Annotated in this window: 17 protein-coding genes; 8 read left to right on the top strand and 9 right to left on the bottom strand. The window is 33.0% G+C overall.

Annotated elements, in window-relative coordinates:
- Positions 1-11 precede the first annotated feature (11 nt).
- The 4 genes from BUE10_RS21920 (at position 12) to BUE10_RS21905 (ending at position 3,264) form a co-directional block, all read left to right on the top strand.
- Entirely contained in the window at positions 12-1,019 is a 1,008-nt protein-coding gene (locus BUE10_RS21920) for a Kelch repeat-containing protein (RefSeq protein ID WP_073489029.1), read from the top strand.
- On the top strand, positions 1,009-1,338 hold the full coding sequence (locus BUE10_RS21915) for a DUF4907 domain-containing protein (RefSeq protein ID WP_073489027.1): 330 nt from the start codon (positions 1,009-1,011) through the stop codon (positions 1,336-1,338). Before BUE10_RS21920 ends, BUE10_RS21915 begins: the two co-directional genes overlap by 11 nt.
- Positions 1,339-2,430, top strand: coding sequence for a sensor histidine kinase (locus BUE10_RS21910; protein ID WP_073489025.1), 1,092 nt, complete (start codon positions 1,339-1,341; stop codon positions 2,428-2,430). It begins immediately after the preceding gene.
- Positions 2,431-2,547: 117 nt separating this feature from the next.
- Positions 2,548-3,264, top strand: coding sequence for a LytR/AlgR family response regulator transcription factor (locus BUE10_RS21905; protein ID WP_073489024.1), 717 nt, complete (start codon positions 2,548-2,550; stop codon positions 3,262-3,264).
- 94 nt (positions 3,265-3,358) lie between these two features.
- Here the strand turns inward: BUE10_RS21905 and BUE10_RS21900 are convergent, their stop codons facing one another.
- Positions 3,359-3,871: a gamma carbonic anhydrase family protein gene (locus tag BUE10_RS21900; protein ID WP_073489022.1), complete on the bottom strand. Its 513-nt coding sequence runs from the start codon at positions 3,869-3,871 to the stop codon at positions 3,359-3,361.
- Between the two features lie 9 nt (positions 3,872-3,880).
- Complete coding sequence (locus BUE10_RS21895; protein ID WP_073489020.1) at positions 3,881-4,870, bottom strand: PorP/SprF family type IX secretion system membrane protein; 990 nt, start codon at positions 4,868-4,870, stop codon at positions 3,881-3,883.
- A 143-nt stretch (positions 4,871-5,013) separates the two neighbouring features.
- Between BUE10_RS21895 and BUE10_RS21890 the strand changes: the two genes are divergently transcribed.
- From BUE10_RS21890 to BUE10_RS21880, 3 genes are all read left to right on the top strand, one after another.
- Positions 5,014-5,913 carry a NifU family protein gene (locus tag BUE10_RS21890; protein ID WP_073489018.1) on the top strand — a complete coding sequence of 300 codons (900 nt, stop codon included), beginning with the start codon at positions 5,014-5,016 and terminating at the stop codon, positions 5,911-5,913.
- Between the two features lie 134 nt (positions 5,914-6,047).
- Positions 6,048-6,374, top strand: coding sequence for a hypothetical protein (locus tag BUE10_RS21885; protein WP_073489016.1), 327 nt, complete (start codon positions 6,048-6,050; stop codon positions 6,372-6,374).
- A gap of 91 nt (positions 6,375-6,465) precedes the next feature.
- Positions 6,466-7,278: a mechanosensitive ion channel family protein gene (locus tag BUE10_RS21880; protein WP_073489015.1), complete on the top strand. Its 813-nt coding sequence runs from the start codon at positions 6,466-6,468 to the stop codon at positions 7,276-7,278.
- A gap of 7 nt (positions 7,279-7,285) precedes the next feature.
- Here the strand turns inward: BUE10_RS21880 and tsaB are convergent, their stop codons facing one another.
- The 7 genes from tsaB to BUE10_RS21845 all read right to left on the bottom strand — a co-directional run bounded on the left by tsaB (position 7,286) and on the right by BUE10_RS21845 (position 15,269).
- Positions 7,286-7,960, bottom strand: a complete 675-nt coding sequence (gene tsaB, locus BUE10_RS21875) for a tRNA (adenosine(37)-N6)-threonylcarbamoyltransferase complex dimerization subunit type 1 TsaB (protein WP_073489013.1) — start codon at positions 7,958-7,960, stop codon at positions 7,286-7,288.
- A 114-nt stretch (positions 7,961-8,074) separates the two neighbouring features.
- On the bottom strand, positions 8,075-9,364 hold the full coding sequence (locus BUE10_RS21870; protein ID WP_073489011.1) for an efflux RND transporter periplasmic adaptor subunit: 1,290 nt from the start codon (positions 9,362-9,364) through the stop codon (positions 8,075-8,077).
- A gap of 6 nt (positions 9,365-9,370) precedes the next feature.
- The gene (locus tag BUE10_RS21865; protein WP_073489182.1) at positions 9,371-10,822 is read right to left on the bottom strand and encodes a TolC family protein; all 1,452 of its coding nucleotides are present in this window, start codon (positions 10,820-10,822) and stop codon (positions 9,371-9,373) included.
- Positions 10,823-10,903: 81 nt separating this feature from the next.
- The gene (locus tag BUE10_RS21860) at positions 10,904-12,022 is read right to left on the bottom strand and encodes an efflux RND transporter periplasmic adaptor subunit (RefSeq protein WP_073489009.1); all 1,119 of its coding nucleotides are present in this window, start codon (positions 12,020-12,022) and stop codon (positions 10,904-10,906) included.
- Positions 12,023-12,064: 42 nt separating this feature from the next.
- A complete protein-coding gene (locus BUE10_RS21855) occupies positions 12,065-13,327 on the bottom strand; it encodes an ABC transporter permease (protein ID WP_073489008.1) in 1,263 nt (420 codons plus the stop codon).
- Between the two features lie 3 nt (positions 13,328-13,330).
- Complete coding sequence (locus BUE10_RS21850; protein WP_073489006.1) at positions 13,331-14,575, bottom strand: ABC transporter permease; 1,245 nt, start codon at positions 14,573-14,575, stop codon at positions 13,331-13,333.
- Positions 14,568-15,269, bottom strand: a complete 702-nt coding sequence (locus tag BUE10_RS21845; protein ID WP_073489004.1) for an ABC transporter ATP-binding protein — start codon at positions 15,267-15,269, stop codon at positions 14,568-14,570. The genes BUE10_RS21850 and BUE10_RS21845 overlap by 8 nt, the downstream gene beginning before the upstream one ends.
- Before the next feature lie 178 nt (positions 15,270-15,447).
- Here BUE10_RS21845 and BUE10_RS21840 point away from each other — a divergent pair, with 178 nt between their 5' ends.
- A complete protein-coding gene (locus tag BUE10_RS21840) occupies positions 15,448-16,854 on the top strand; it encodes a DUF4403 family protein (protein WP_073489002.1) in 1,407 nt (468 codons plus the stop codon).
- The last annotated feature ends 178 nt before the right edge of the window (positions 16,855-17,032 follow it).

Genomic DNA, 17,032 nt, shown 5'->3' with positions numbered 1-17,032 from the left:
TTTTAAACACTATGAATAATCTAAAAAAAGGAATATTATTCGCAACCCTGCTTTCGAGCCTCTTTTTTATAAGCTGCAGCAATGATGACGATGATGATGATTTAGTAGGTAACTGGATTAAAAAATCAGCGTTTGACGGTCCTGCAAGATCTAGTGCAACAAGTTTTGTAATTGGAGATTTTGCTTATGTAGCAACGGGTTATACCGGAGATGAATATTTAAAAGATTTATGGGCTTACAACTCAACTGGAGATTACTGGGAACAAAAAGCTAATTTCACAGGTGTTGCAAGAAGTTCTGCATCTAGCTTTACATTAAATGATAAAGGTTATGTTGGGCTTGGTTATGATGGAACTAATAAACTGAAAGATTTCTATCAATATGATCCATCTGGAAACACCTGGACTCAAAAAGCTGATTTTGCAGGAACCGGCCGTTATGGTGCCGTTGGTTTTCAGGCTGGCGGAAAAGCTTATTTTGGAACTGGTTATGATGGAAATTATTTAAAAGATTTTTATCAGTATGATGACCAGGCAAATACATGGACGCTTGTAAACGGATTTAGCGGTAATAAAAGGCGTAATGCAACTGTATTTGTAATTTCAGATAAAGCTTATTTGGTAACTGGAGTTAACAATGGGGTTTATCAGGAAGATTTTTGGGAATTTGATCCTGCAACCGATGTGTGGACAAGAAAAAGAGATATCGATAAAGATACTGATGATGATTACACTTGGAATGATGAATATGCCATTACAAGATCTAATGCTTCTAGTTTCTCAATGAACGGATTAGGATATGTTGTTGGTGGTGAAAACATCAAAACAGTTTGGGAATACAATCCTTCAACAGATCTTTGGGAAGAAAGAACAGCTATGGAAGGCGCAACAAGAACTGATGCTGTTGGTTTTACAATTAACAATCGCGGTTTTTATATGTTAGGAAGAGTCGGTTCTACTTACTTTGACGATGCATGGGAATTTAGACCACAAGATGAACAAAGCGACGATGACAATTAATACTAAACAATTCTTCTGGGGTAAAATCCAGAAGAATTTATTGCTTTTGGTACTGGTTTTACAAATCGTTTCCTGTACAAAAAAGGAGGCTTTTAAAACCGAATCATTTAAAACAAATTCAGGCTGGGGATATTCGATTTCTTATAAAGACAAAATCATAATCAAACAATCGATCATTCCTGTAATAAATGATAACAAAAGTTTTTCGACAGAAAAAGACGCCTTAAAAACAGCCCATTTTGTGGTTGAAAAACTCAAACAAAACTTATCTCCAACGGTAACCAAAAATGAATTAATTTTATTAAAAATAAAATTATAAATGACACTAGATACCATTAAAAATACAAATTCAAATAAAATACTATTCCATTTTATGATTTGGATTTTCTTTATTCTAACATCGCTGATTCAATTTTATGAAAGTCCATTTAGAATCAATAATGATTTCTATGTACAATGGGCAACGGGAATTCTGCTGTTTTATCTGAATTATTTTTACTTGGTACCTGCCCTTCTTTTACAAAAAAAATATTGGAAATATTTTCTGTTTATTTTTATTATTATCGCCGTATTTATGATTATCAGGATTCATTATTTTATTCCTGAGTTTAGACATATGAGAACAAGAATGATTCCGCCCGAAGCAATTAACCTGTTTAAGCAAAAAGGCAGAGTAATGATGGCACCTGCGAGACAGCCATTGTTTTTTAAAATTGGCCCATCTTTTTTCTATATTCTAATTATTACCATAAGCGCCGTTATTAGAACATTGACAGAATTTTATAATAATCAGCAAAACAAATTAATCGCCGAAACACACAGAACGAATACAGAATTGATCTATCTGCGTAAGCAAACCAATCCGCATTTTTTATTCAATTCCTTAAACAGTATTTATTCTCTGGCACATAAGAAATCTGATTTGGTCCCTGACGCCATCGTAACCTTATCTGAATTAATGCGCTATATGCTCTACGAAACAGATAACAAAACGGTGGCTTTAGAAAAAGAAATCAATTACATTCAAAATTATATTGAACTGCAAAAACTCAGGCTGAATAATATTGAAGACATTGTAATAAATGTTCACGGCAATACCAAAAACAAGTTTATTGAACCTTTGCTTTTAATTTCTTTTGTTGAAAATGCTTTTAAGTACGGAACCGATTACAAAGGTGCTACGCACGTAAAAATTAAGATATTCATTTCTGAAAATGATCTGGATTTTTGGATTGAGAATACTATCGAAAATTATGAAAAAGATCCTGACAATTCTGGCATAGGACTTATAAATATTCAAAACCGATTAGATTTACTTTATCCCAACGCCCACGAACTAACTATTAATCAGGACAATCATTTTTATCGGGTTCATCTAAATTTAAAATTAGACGAAATCAAAACGACATAAACGTTAAATTGATACTGGAATTAATTCCGTATTTTTATGATAATTTTAAAACTTAATTTATTGGTTTAAAACTACTTTTGACTGCCAAAACAAATTTAAAAACTTAATTTTCAACAGATGAAATGTGTAATTATAGATGATGAACCTTTAGCAGTTGAACTATTAGAAGATTTTGTCAAGAAGGTAGATTCGCTTGAATTGGTCAGTACTTTCAATAATGCGATCGATGCCGTTTCCTTTATCAATCAAAATAATATCGATTTGATTTTTCTTGATATTCAAATGCCGCATTTTTCAGGAATTGACTTTTTAAATACAATCGAAAAAAAACCTTTGGTAATTTTTACAACCGCTTATTCTGATTATGCCGTTGAAGGATTTAATCTTGGTGCGGTTGATTACTTAGTAAAACCCATTCCGTTTCATCGTTTTTTAAAATCTGTGGTTAGAGCGCAGCAAATCAGTAATCCTGCAGCGGCTGTTCACCCAATTTCTGAAAATATTGCCGCTCCGGAAGTAGAACAGGATTTTATGTTTGTGAGAGCTGAATATGAAAATGTAAAAATGAATTTTTCGGATATTCTTTTTATCGAAGGTTTGAAAGATTATGTAAAAATTTACACGACAGATAATAAATTCACGCTAACTTTAATCAGTTTGATAAAATTAGAAAACCTGCTTTCAAGCAAAGGATTTTCGCGAATTCACAGATCTTATATTATCAATATAAAACACGTAAAATCAATACAAAAAAATAAGGTTTTGATTAGCGATAAACGAATTCCAATTAGCGAAAGTTATAAAAATGCTTTCTTCGAAAAAATCAATTTGTAAAGTATTAAATTCCAAAAATGAAAATTCCAAATTCCAATAGTTATTGACACTTCATTGGAATTTGGAATTTTTTATTATTGGAATTTTATTGAATTTATTCTTTAAACCAGCCAGAATACATTACGTAGTTGTTTGAAATACGTTCAATTTCTCCGGCAAAATCAGACTGGTCAATATCTTTTACTTTTTTAGCAGGAACGCCGGCAAAAATAGTTCCTGAAGGAACAACCGTATTTTGGGTTAAAACCGCTCCGGCCGCCACAATCGAATTACTTTCGACAACGCAGTTATCCATTACGATAGCGCCCATTCCTATTAAAACATTGTCGTGAATTGTACAACCGTGAACAATGGCATTGTGCCCTATTGAAACATTGTTTCCTATAATTGTTGGGTGTTTTTGATACGTACAGTGAATTATTGCACCATCCTGGATATTTACTTTATGTCCTATTTTGATAAAGTGAACATCGCCACGAACAACTGCATTAAACCAAACGCTGCAAGATTCACCAAAAGAAACATCGCCCACTATAGTTGCATTTTCGGCTACGTAACAATCTTCTGGAATTGCAGGTGATTTTCCGTTTACAGATTTAATAAGCATAATAAAATTTTAATTAATTGCCGGACAGTTACAATCGTAACGTTCCTTTCTACAAAATATATTAACTCCTAAAGTAATCTGGTGGTATCCGCCAGTATCAAATTTTACATCGCCCGTAACCTGAGAATAGGTATAAGCAAACATAAAGTTTTTAAAATTCACGCCCACAATTGGGGTAAAATATTGTAGTTTTTGATTTGAAACTCCACTTCCAGTACTAAATTGAGCTCCGTCAAAACTCCTTCTATAAGATAAGGCCGCCCATAAACTTCCAAAATCTAAATTCTTATAAGCTTTCAGGTTCAAGTCAATCGATTTTTCTTTTGTTTGATCAAACAATTGGAATAAAATAGAAGGTTCCCAGGTAATTTTATCTCTTTTTCCAAATACATAACCTGCACTGAAAAGAAACTTTCTTAAATTATCACTTTCGTAATCTGTATACAATTCTCTTCTCGTTTCAAGAACGCCCTGAACTGTAGCGTGCGCATAAAAATCTAAATAGTTATATGAAGCTCCAAAATCTACATTAAAATAAGAATCTTTTTGAATCGAACCAAAAACAATTGGATCAAAAGTACCGCCAAATTTTGTTTCATCTAATTGATTCTGAATCAATCCTCCGCTAATACCAAAAGAGAGCTGATTTAAATCGACTTCATCTCTTGAAAACATAATATGATGCGCATAGGTAAGCTTTACTCCTTTTTCAGAATGATATCCGTTTTTATCATTAAAAACAATAATTCCGGCACCAGAACGTTCTCCTATCCTTCCGTTAACACTTAAAGTTTGAAGTGTAGGCGCATCTTCCTGACCAAACCATTGCTTTCTGGCTGTTAATCTAACTTTTGTGCAATTAGCAGCTCCGGCCATAGAAGGGTGAATTAAGTAGTAATTATCTGATAAATAATCAGAGTAAACAGGAATTCCTTCTTGAGAATAAGTATAAAAAGTCGTTATTAAAAAAACAATTAATAACTTAATTTTTAATTTCATAATGGCGGGCTAGTTAGTCTAATTTTTACACTCTTAATAATTTCGTACGAATTATTTGAATAGAGTCTTAATTATTTTATTAAAAAATCAAATATAGGTAATAGTAGAAAATAACTTTAGTAAATTTGCAAAAAATTACTACCATGACAAAAATCACTATAAAAGAGACTCAAAATCCTACTATCCTAAAATTCGAGTTTGAAGATTTTATTACTCAAAATCAAAACTTTGAATTCAAAAATATTGATGAAGCCCAAGCTTCGCCTTTAGCACAGCAATTGTTCTATCTGCCATTTGTAAAAACAGTTTATATTTCAGGAAATTTTATTGCAATCGAAAGATATAGCATTGTAGAATGGAGCGATGTTCAGGACGATGTTGCAGAGCAAATTGCAGCATTTGTAGACAAAGGCGGCGTTATCATTAAAGTTGACGAAAACAAAGCAAAAAAACAACCTATTACGGTTTACGGAGAAACAACTCCTAACCCTTCGGCACTTAAATTTGTGGTAAGCAGAATGTTGACTAGAAACGCGGTTGAATACAAAAATATTGATCAGACTGCTTCTTCTCCGCTTGCACAGGAATTATTCAAATTTCCTTATGTAAAAGAGGTTTTTATTGATGAAAATTATATTTCGGTTACTAAATACGAAATCAACGACTGGTCTGAAATCACTTTAGAGGTAAGAACATTCATTAAACAATTTATTGAAAACGGAGGAACTGTTTTAGATGAAAGTTTAATTCAGACCACTACTAAAAATGATGTTACAAAAGATGAAGCATTTGACAAATTAGATGTTACGTCTCAGCAAATTATCAATATTTTAGAAGAATACGTAAAACCAGCGGTTGCGGCCGATGGTGGAAATATTGCTTTCGATTCTTATAATGAAGAGGATAAGACTGTAAAAGTGATTTTACAAGGTGCGTGCAGCGGTTGTCCATCGTCTACTTTTACTTTAAAAAGCGGTATCGAAAATATGCTGAAAAGTATGCTGAATGATGAAGGTATTAAAGTTGAAGCTTTAAATGCATAAAAATTTCAATTGTATATAATTTTAAGCGTCTCATTTGAGGCGCTTTTTTTATTTTATAATTAATTAAACGAAAATTAAATTGTTTCTCTCCAAAAATAATTAATATTGTAACCTTAACTAATCATTTTAAAACCATGGGATTATCATCATTTTTCAGCAATTTGTTTGGCTCGGCAAAAGAAACAGCAGTAGATTTTGCAGATCAGGCCGAAAATACTTTTGAAGAAGTTAAAGAAGCCTCAGAACCTATAATCGATTCTGCTGCCGAATATCTGGAACATACTAAAGATGCCGTGAGCGAATATGTAGAAAAAGCATCTGACTCTATACACGATGTGATTGATTCTATCAAAGAAGTAATTACTGAAACGGCGAATGAGGATTATAAATTGGTTACAGAAACTGTAGTGGATGTGAGCGAAGACGGAGTAACAGATTCAGACTCTGAAGAAGAGAAGTAACGGAAAGTATTTTTATATAAAAACAAAATATAGCTATATTTGCAAAATCAATTTACCTTCTCTTTGAGAAGGTTTTTTTATTCAAAATAATATGTACATCAATCCTGAACAGTTTAGCGGTTACGCTACAAAATTCATCAATATTTTAATCGATTATTCGCCAAAATTAATCTCGGCACTGCTGATTTTATTTGTTGGTTTATATGCTATTCGATTAATCAACAGAATAATTAGAAAAGTAATGGTTAAGAGAAATCTTGACCCAACATTAACAAAATTCCTTGCTGACATTTTATTGTGGGCGCTTCGGGTTTTATTGTTTGTTACTTTTATTTCAAAACTCGGAATCGAGACGTCTTCATTTGTAGCTATTCTGGGTGCAATGGGTCTGGCAATTGGTTTATCACTTCAGGGTTCACTTTCGAATTTTGCGGGCGGAATGCTGATTATCGTTTTCAAACCTTTTAAAGTTGGAGATACAATCGAAGCTCAAGGAGTTATTGCAACGGTTTTAGAGATTCAGATTTTTGTCACTAAAATGCTGACCGGAAATAATCAAACGGTTTTTGTTCCGAATGGTGCTTTGTCAAACGGAACTATTATTAATTATTCGATGCAGGGAGAAAGAAGAGCCGATTTGACATTCTCAGTTTCTTATGATTCTGACATTAAAAAGGCGAAAGAAGTTTTATTGGATGTTTTAAATAAAAATCCAAAAGTACTTAAAAAGCCGGCACCGGAAGTTTTCGTAAAAAATTTGTCTGCAAGTTCTGTTGATTTTGCGGTTCGTCCGTGGGCAAAAAATATTAATTACGGAGCTGTTTTTTCTGATACTTTAGAAAATTGCAAAACAGCTTTAGACGAAGCAGGAATTTCTGTTCAGCCGTTTACTGTTCAAAAATAAAAGTAGTTTATTGTTTTTTTGATGGCAGTGTCATCATAAAATCTTTTAAATAATAAGGTTCAAAATAAGCGACATCAACAGTGTCGCTTTTTTGATATTTATCAAAACTGATTTTACTCATTTCTCTTGCCGAAGGGTATTTGATTTCTTCTAAAAACACAAAGTTTTCTTTAGTTAAAACTGGTTTGCATTTCTCTGCACAATCTCCAACGAAATAAATCTTTTCTGTATATGCTGCAAAAGATTCTTCTGTAATAATCTCCGCTTGAATTCCTCTTTCAACTTCTAAATCAGCATTAAAAACCTCGCTGTAAACTTCCATTCTTCTGGCGTCCAGCATCGGAATAATTTTTCCGTCAGAAACATTCGCTTTTGAGGCCAAAGTCTGTAAAGTATCTACAGCAATTAATGGAATATTTAATGCAAAACACAGTCCTTTTGCTGCCGAAACCCCAATTCGTAAACCTGTATAAGAACCTGGTCCCTGACTTACTGCAATGGCTTTTAAATCCTGAACTGAAATACCTGATTCTGCAATAACTTCTTCAATAAAAACATGAAGTTTTTCAGCATGCGAATATCCTTCTTCAGCAATTTCTTTACAGAGAACAGTTTCTCCATTTTTTGCAATTGAGACTGAACAGTTTTTGGTAGCGGTTTCGATATTGAGAATGAAAGACAATGTGCGTAATTTTAAAATTAATATTATGTCAGGCTGAGCGAAGTCGAAGGCTTATAAAGCAACGAGGCTTCGACTTCGCTCAGCCTGACAAATATCTTAAATATATCTTATTATTTATTTCTTAGGAGCTTCTGCTTTTTTAAGCTTTACTTTATCTCCAGAATTTAACTCTTTAGAAACTGTTGTATATGGCCCAGTAATTACCACATCTCCCGGTTTCAAACCAGACATTACTTCGATATTTGTATCATCCTGAATTCCAGTTTTAATAATTCTGATTTTAGCTTTGTCTCCTACTTTTACAAAAACGCATTCGAATTTTTTATCGCTTTTTGGAGCTGCTTTTTTCTCATTTGGATCTTCAACCGTAAAATCTTTTACAGCAGTTGTGTCAGATTTTACCACAACAGAACTAATTGGCACTGCCAAAACATTGTTTTTAGTCGTTGTAATAATATCAACAGTAGCTGTCATTCCAGGTCTAAAAGGCGAATACGCTGCTGGTTTTCCTTCTAATAAATCCTGATATGATTCTTTTAAAATACGAACTTTAACTTTGAAATTGGTAACCTGATCTGAAGTTAATGTTGTACTTGCAGAATTTGAAATACTGGTTACAACACCTTTAAATTTCTTTTTTAAATAAGCATCGACTTCAACATTTGCCTCGTCCCCTATTTTAATTTTTACAATGTCATTTTCGTTTACATCAACTTCAACTTCCATGTTATTAAGGTTCGCAACTCTTAAAAGCTCCGTTCCGGCCATTTGCTGCGTTCCTAAAACACGTTCTCCCAATTCAACATTTAGTACCGAAATTGTACCATCTGCAGGAGCATAAATTGTTGTACGTCCTAAATTGTCTCTAGCTTCTGTTACAGATGCCGAAGCACTTTGAACATTATAGTAAGAAGATTGTTTTGTTGCCTTTGCAACTTCATATGTCGATATAGCTTTATCCCAATCTGATTTTGAAATTACACCTTTATCATAAAGCGTTTTGTTACGCTCATAATTTGCTTTTGCCTCTTTAAAACTGGCTTCAGACTGCACTAAACCGGCTTTAGTTCCAGATAAATTTGCTACCGATCTTTCTAAACCTGAAGTATACAAATCAGGATTTATTTTTACCAGTAAATCGCCTTTTTTTACAACTTGGCCTTCTTTTACATTTAATGCAATAATTTCACCGGAAACCATTGATGAAAGTTTTACTTCAATTTCCGGCTGGATTTTTCCTGTTGCCGAAACTGTTTCTACAATTGTCGAAGCGTTTACTTTTGATGTTTCAACTTCTTTTCCTTCATCTTTGTTTCCTATTACTCCTGCTTTGGAAAGCCCTATTAATGCTATGATAATAATTACAGCTCCGCCAACTAAGAAGTAAATTGTTTTTTTTGACATAATAAATTATTTTGTAATAATTGGAACAATTGGAATTCCGAAATAAAATTCAAGTATTTTTATTTTGAACATGTAATCGTATTTCGTTCTGATAACATCAGATTGTGCATTTGTCAGCAATGTTTGTGCTTGTGTAAAATCGAATGAATTCATTAAACCAACATCGTACTTTTCTTTAGCATAATTATATGCCTGCTGTCTTGCTTCTAAAGTAATTGTTGAAGATTCATAAGTATTTAAAGCGCCTTTTGCATCTGTAAATGCTGTATAAACGTTACGTTGCAAATCTAAACTTTTTTGCTCTAAATCTATTTTAGATTTCTCTAAACTTACTTTGTTTCTTTCAACATTGTTTCTTGTAGCGAAGCCATTAAATATTGGAACCGATAGCTGTAAACCAAAAGACTGCCCTTTATTATCTTTAAACTGGTCTAAAATTGGTGCAGCATTTCCTAAAACAGAACTGTAATTATCGCGTACTACAGGTTGATTTGTTCCTTCAACATATCCAATTTGCTGGGTAGGATTTGCTGTGTTTAAAGTCGATCCGGTAATAATATCAGAATAACTTGCTCTGGTATTAAAGTTATAGAAAGCACTTAATGTAGGCTGATAAGCTCCACGTGCTATTGAAACATTTTTTTCTGCAATTTCAAGATTCGTTTGTGCTAATTTTAACTCTGTTCGAGTTTCCTTAGCTTTATTATAAATATCAATTGGGCTTTGCGCCATGATATTATTTTCGTCTTGTAAGTTTGTATTATCTATTACATCAAAATCTGCAAATTCTTTTAATTGTAAAAGCTGAGCCAAACTTAATTTCGAAATCAATAAATTGTTTTCAGAAACTGTAATATTTTGTTTATCTGTAGCTACAGTTGCTTTTAGATCAAATAAATCTCCACGCGGAATTGTTCCTGCATTTACCATTTCTTCAGAGCGGGCATAACGTTTTTCATCAATTGCTAACTGCTCTTTTTTTACTTTTAAATCTTCTTTGTTAGATAAAATCTGTAAAAAAGCGCTCGCAACATTTAATGAAATATCTTCCTGCATTTTCAACAATTGATATTTTGAAGCTACAATAGAAAGATTTGCTCTTCGCAGTGTATTTTGATTTTGAAGTCCTTTGTAAATATCAACCCCAACAGAAGCTCCAATAGATGAATATTGTGTAGTTTGATTTTCAAGTAAACCTGTTGTGATATTTTGGTTCAAACCAATATTCCAAGAGTGTGACGCATTTGCATTAACTGACGGAAGATAATTACCTATTGCCGTTTTTTTATCAATCGACGCCGTTTTTAAATCTAGCTCAGTCAACTTTATTGTAATGTTATTATCTAATGCATATTTCACACATTCTTCTAGTGTCCATTGTTTTGATTGCGCGTGTCCGGCTAATCCAAACCCAAACAACATAGCAAAAATAAGACTATTATATTTATTTATTTTCATATATTTTGAATGAAAGCGCAGTAAACCAAACCACGCAAATTTAACATTTTTTAAACCCAAAAAACTCTTTACAGCTTCAAATTACTTTTTCTCTTCTTTCTCGTCAATTAAACCCTGATTCCAGATTTTAATTTTATCCGTGTTTTTTATTCCGCTTTTAACCTGAACGTAAATTCCGTCACTTACACCCAAAACTAAATCTCTTCTTTCAAATTTTTGAGGTGCTGTTTCAACTTCTACATATGGTTTTTGAGTTTTTTTGTCAAATTGAACTAATGATTCTTTTATAGCCAGAACTTTATCTGCTTTTTCAAGAATAATAGATGCATTTGCACTTAAACCGGCTCTAATAAATGTATCATCTCTATTTTCTAATCTTGCTTTTATTTCAAACTGAATTGCTCCGTTTTCTACAACTCCTTTTGGTGCGATATCAGTCAAAACTGCTTCGAATTTTTTATTTTCAATTGCTCCAACAGTAATTTCAATTGCCATTTTTTCTTTGATTTTCCCAACCTCAGATTCATCAATTTTTCCAATAAAAATCATTCTTCCAACATCGGCAACACTTGCAATTGTAGTTCCTTCGTTGAAATTATTACTTTCAATAACCTGGTTTCCTACTTTTACCGGAACCTGTAAAACCATTCCGTTTACTGTTGAACGAATTAAAGTATTAGCATAACTTCCTAACGAAGTAGTTGTACCTGTTTTTACAATATCTAAGTTTTGTCTTGCAGCCAGATAGGTTTGTTTTGCTTGTTTGTAAGCTACTTGCGCTGCATCAAAATCATTGGCAGAAATTACATCTTTATCAAAAAGTATTTTTTGTCTTTGATAAATTTTCTCCTGATTATCTAAAGCAATTTTAGCAGTCTGAACCTGATTTTGAGTACTGCTTACGTTAGAAACGTTTGCAACCACTCGAATTTTAGCGATCATATCTCCTGCTTTGATTTTTTCTCCTGCTTTGATATAAACTTCTTCAATAATACCTGAAATATTTGGTTTGATTAATACCTCTTCATCAGGTTGAATGTTACCAGTCGCAATTGTATTTTTTACGATCGTTTTAATCTCTGCTTTCTCCGTTTTAAAAACAATTGGCGATTCTTGATTCTTTGCGTATAAATAGTAAAGCGCGCCAAAAAAGACTATAGCAATTAAAATTAAAATGGTTACGGTTACTCCTTTTTTCATTTTGTTTTTTAGTTTAATCGATTATTTTTTTGATTGATAATTTTATTCTGTTCGTAAAGCATCTACAGGCTTTACATTAATTGCGGTCTGCGCCGGAATAAATCCTGCCAGCAAACCAGATCCTACTAATATTACTAAGGCAACAAATACAACTCCTAAGTCAACACTCGGGTTGGCAAACATGGTATCGTTGCCGGGCGGCATCGAATCTAACGCCAAATTTAAGAGAGCTATAATTCCTGTTGCCACGGCAATACCAAACATTCCTGAAATGATCGTTAAAAATATAGATTCAGATAAAATCTGACTGCGAATTGCTCCCGGGGTTGCGCCTAAAGCTCTTCTGATGCCTATTTCTTTTGTACGTTCTTTAACTACGATCAGCATAATATTTGAAATTCCAATTACCCCCGAAATCAAAACTAATGTCCCAACAAAATAGGCAATGATTTTTAAGATATTAAATAAACTCTGCACCTTGTTGAACTGCTCGTACAAATCAAAATTTCCTACTGCTCTGTCATCTGCAGGATTTATGGAATGAAGCCCTTTGATTATTTCTAAAATTTTAGGTTTCAAGGCGGTAATAGAGGTTTCATCTTTTGCCGTAAGTGCCATCCATCCTACTTTATCTCCATAATTAAAAGCCTGTTGAAATGTTGTAAACGGAATAAAAATATTCTTTTGTTCCTGTTCTGCATTTCCTCCTTGCTGTTTAGATTTATAAACGCCAACAACCATAAAGTTGATGCCGTTAATCTTGATATAAGTCCCTACAGCTTCTTCTTTTCCATAAAGTTCGCTGATAACACCTTTACCAATTATGGCTATTTTTCTTTTATCCTGAATATCCTTCTGGTTTATAAATCTGCCGTTTATAATATCCATTGGCTGTTGTTTAATCAACTCCGGATAATCTCCATAAATAGTAAAAGCAGACGTTTTTGTACCTCGAACTACATTATTTGTTCCGTTAAAATCTCCTAACTGATTTCTTGGCGAAACATATAATAAATCCGGCAGCGCTGCTTTTAAAGCTGCAACATCGCTATTTCTAAAATCATAACGACGTGTTTTTGGCAGTCCTTTATACGCTTTAGAGGTTGTCTGACTCCACATAAACATAGTATTTGTGGCAATTCCGTCAAATCCTTTTTTAATACCGTTTTCTAAACCTTGTCCTGCTGCAAGTAATATCACCAATATAAATATACCCCAAAACACTCCAAATGCAGTTAAGATTGTTCTAAAAACATTTGCTGTCAGGGCCTGTAAAATCTCATCCCAATTATCTTTCTTAAACATAATTTATTCTTCTCTAAGTGCTACAATAGGTCTAATTTTGGCTGCTCTGTATGCAGGAAAAAAACCTGCCATAGCGCCTGCAAACACAAGTAAAACAAGCGTCGTGAATGCTACGCTAAAATCAACTTGCGGATTCACAAAATATTCGCTCTGTACTTGCGGCCCAACAAATTCAAGCAATAACAAACTTGCCAGCAAACCAATAAAACCAGCAACAGTAGTAATAAAAATAGATTCATGAAGGATCATAGAAATAATAGAGAATGGTGAGGCTCCAAGGGCCTTTCTGATTCCAATTTCTTTCGTTCTTTCTTTAACAATAATAAGCATAATATTACTTACCCCTACAACTCCGGCTATAATCGTACAAATTCCAACCCACCAAAAGAATAACCTGATATAGAGATTCAAATCATAAAATTGTTTAACATCTTTAACTGAATTATAGGCATTTATCCCTCCATCATCATCAGGAGCTACCATATTTTTACTTCTAAGTAAAGCCTTTAAGTCTTGGGTAAATTTCTCAGATTGAGCCAAAGCTTCATCATAATCTTTTGTTTTTTTTAAGGTAAAGAAAATGTTACTTATTTTATCTCCGCCTCCGTACGCTCTCTGAACAGTCGTTTTAGGTAAATACGCTCTGGCTTCCTCTCTCTCTCCTCCCGGATCTGTAAAAACTCCTACTACTTTAAAATTGACATTATTGATTGAAATTTCCTTTCCCAAAGGATCTTTGTCTTTAAACAAATCTGTTTTTATTTTCATCCCAATAGCAACAATTTTTTCATTATTTGTCAAATCATTGCTATTAACAAATCTACCTTGAACAATAGTAAGATTTTCGACTCCGGCATAATCCGGATCTACTCCTTTATATTGATAAGTCCCCGATTCTTTCCCATATGTAAATGAAGCACCCCAAAAATTATATGATGCAGACCTTAATTCTAATTTATCACCAAATTTTTGAACCGATTGATTATAATCGCTATTTCTAAATTGAATTTGTCTGCCAGGATTTAATCCTTTATATTCTTTAGTTGTAGTTCCTGACCAAACTTCAATAAGACCAGTAGCATCACGCTCAAAACTTTTTTCAATACCATTTTGAAGCCCTTTTCCGGCCCCTAGCAAAATCACCAAAATAAAAATTCCCGAAGCCACCGAAACCCCTGTTAGGAATGTTCGTAGTCGGTTTTTGGAAATTGCATCAAATATTTCCTGCCAACGCTCAATATTAAACATAAGATGAAGCTCTAACTTGTTCTACTAATTTATCATCGATAATTAATCCATCTTTCAGGACTACATTCCTTTTGCACATTGCGGCAATATCAGGTTCGTGTGTAACGATCAAAATTGTTTTTCCTTCATCGTTAATTCCTTGAATAAGCTCCATAACTTCATACGAAGTTTTGGTATCTAAAGCTCCCGTTGGCTCATCGGCCAATAAAACTTTTGGGTTCGAAGCCAGTGCTCTTGCAATTGCAACACGCTGTTTCTGTCCTCCAGAAAGTTCGTTTGGTAAGTGATGAGAATGCGAACCCAAACCTACTTTTTCAAGATATCTCATTGCAATATCGTAACGTTCTTTTCTTTTCACACCCTGATAATACAAGGGCATAGCAACGTTATCCAATGCTGATTTATAGTTGATCAAATTAAAAGATTGAAAAACAAACCCTAAAAACTTGTTTCTGTATTTTGAAGCCAGGGTTTCGTTTAATTTTTTAATTGGCGTATTGTCTAAAATATAACTACCAGAATCGGCTTCATCCAGAATTCCTAAAATATTAAGAAGAGTCGATTTTCCAGATCCTGACGATCCCATAATCGCTACTAATTCTCCTTCGGCAATATTAAAATTTATTCCTTTCAACACATGCAGTTCCGAACTTCCCATTTTATAGGATTTATGCAAATCTTTAATTTCGATCATGGTATTGTTAAATTTTTAAAACAATAATAATATATTTTATAAGTAAATTATGATAATAAAACGTTAATAATTGTGTTTCATTATCTAAATAAGACGGCAGTTGTTATCAAATGTTACACTTTATCAAGATAATTTAATAGTTTTCTTAATTTTGCTTCACTTAAAAAAATCATTAATTATGAAATTTTTTTCCATAATCTCAGTGTTTGCGGTAACTGCCACATTCTTTAGCTGTTCAACTTCTCAAAAATTAGAAACTTTAAAACCAGAACCAGATGACGCAAGTCCACTAATTTATGATGCCAATCCTTCCTTTATAAATCTGCCTATTACGGTTAAACTGAATGACATTGAAAATCAAACCAATACACTTTTAAACGGATTAATTTATGAGGATAATAATATTGAAGATGACGATATTGAAATGAAAATCTGGAAACAGGCTCCAATAAAAATTCAAAATGATCCTGCAAATCCGGATAAAAAAATAAAAACGATTCTTCCGTTAAAAGCGACTATTAAATACCGAATTGGAACAAAAAAAATGGGGATTGAACTTTACGATACGAGAGAATTTAATCTAAATGGCGTTATTACATTATCCAGCGATGTTGCTTTAACGAATTGGAAACTGAATACTAAAACCGAATTTAGATCTTTAGACTGGAACGAAAGTCCAACGATGACAGTATTTGGAAAAAACATGCCGATTACTTATTTGATTAATCCGGCAATTTCCATTTTTAAATCTAAACTGGAACATAAAATTGATGAGGCTATCGAAAAATCTATGGATTTTAAACCGAATGTTTTATCGGCTTTAGAAAAAATCTGTACGCCTTTTCAAATGAGCGATACTTATGAAAGCTGGTTAAGAATTGTTCCTGTTGAAGTTTACTCTACCAATGCAAAACTGAAAAATGATTCTTTTTTACTCGAAATGGGAATGAAATGCAATATGGAAACTATTGTAGGCAAACAGCCTGAATCTAAATTTAATGCGAGTAAAATTATTTTGAAACCGGTTACCAAAATCCCAAATCAGATATCGGCAAATATCGCGGCGATTTCAAGCTATATGGATGCTTCAAAAATTATGACGAAGAATTTTGCCGGACAGGAATTTGGTTCAGGAAGCAAAAAAGTAACAGTTAAAAATGTTTCGATCTGGCATAAAAACGGAAAAATGATTATTGCTCTTGATGTTCTGGGCTCTATAGACGGAACACTTTATTTAAACGGAATTCCGCAATATAATGCGCAGACAAAAGAAATTTATTTTGACAAACTGGATTATGTTTTAGATACCAAAAGCAAACTAATGCGAACTGCAAACTGGCTTGCACAAGGTTTTGTTTTAAGAAAAATGGAAGAAAGCTGCCGATATTCGATACAGCCTAATTTAGAAGAAGGCAAAAAGAGCATGGCGGCTTATCTTAAAAATTATTCGCCAATGCCGGGCGTTTTTGTAAACGGAAAAATGGAAGATATCCAGTTTGATAAAATTCAATTAACGAATCAGGCGATTATCGCTTTTATCAAAATAAACGGAACTGTGAATGTTTCGGTAAATGGATTGAAATAAAAAGAAAAAGCAAAACAATTATTTAGTCTCAGTCGGAAGAAAAAATCTTCCGACTTTTTTATATAGAATATCTTCCCCTAAATATTTAAATCAGTAATAAATGCAGAATAGGAAGGACATTCTCTTTTTTTAACCATGATCCATAAAGCTATTAAAAATAAGAAAAAAGAGATATTAA

This window comes from Flavobacterium sp. CF108 (genome assembly GCF_900129795.1).
Taxonomy (GTDB): domain Bacteria; phylum Bacteroidota; class Bacteroidia; order Flavobacteriales; family Flavobacteriaceae; genus Flavobacterium.
This window is presented reverse-complemented; position numbering and strand designations above follow the sequence as displayed.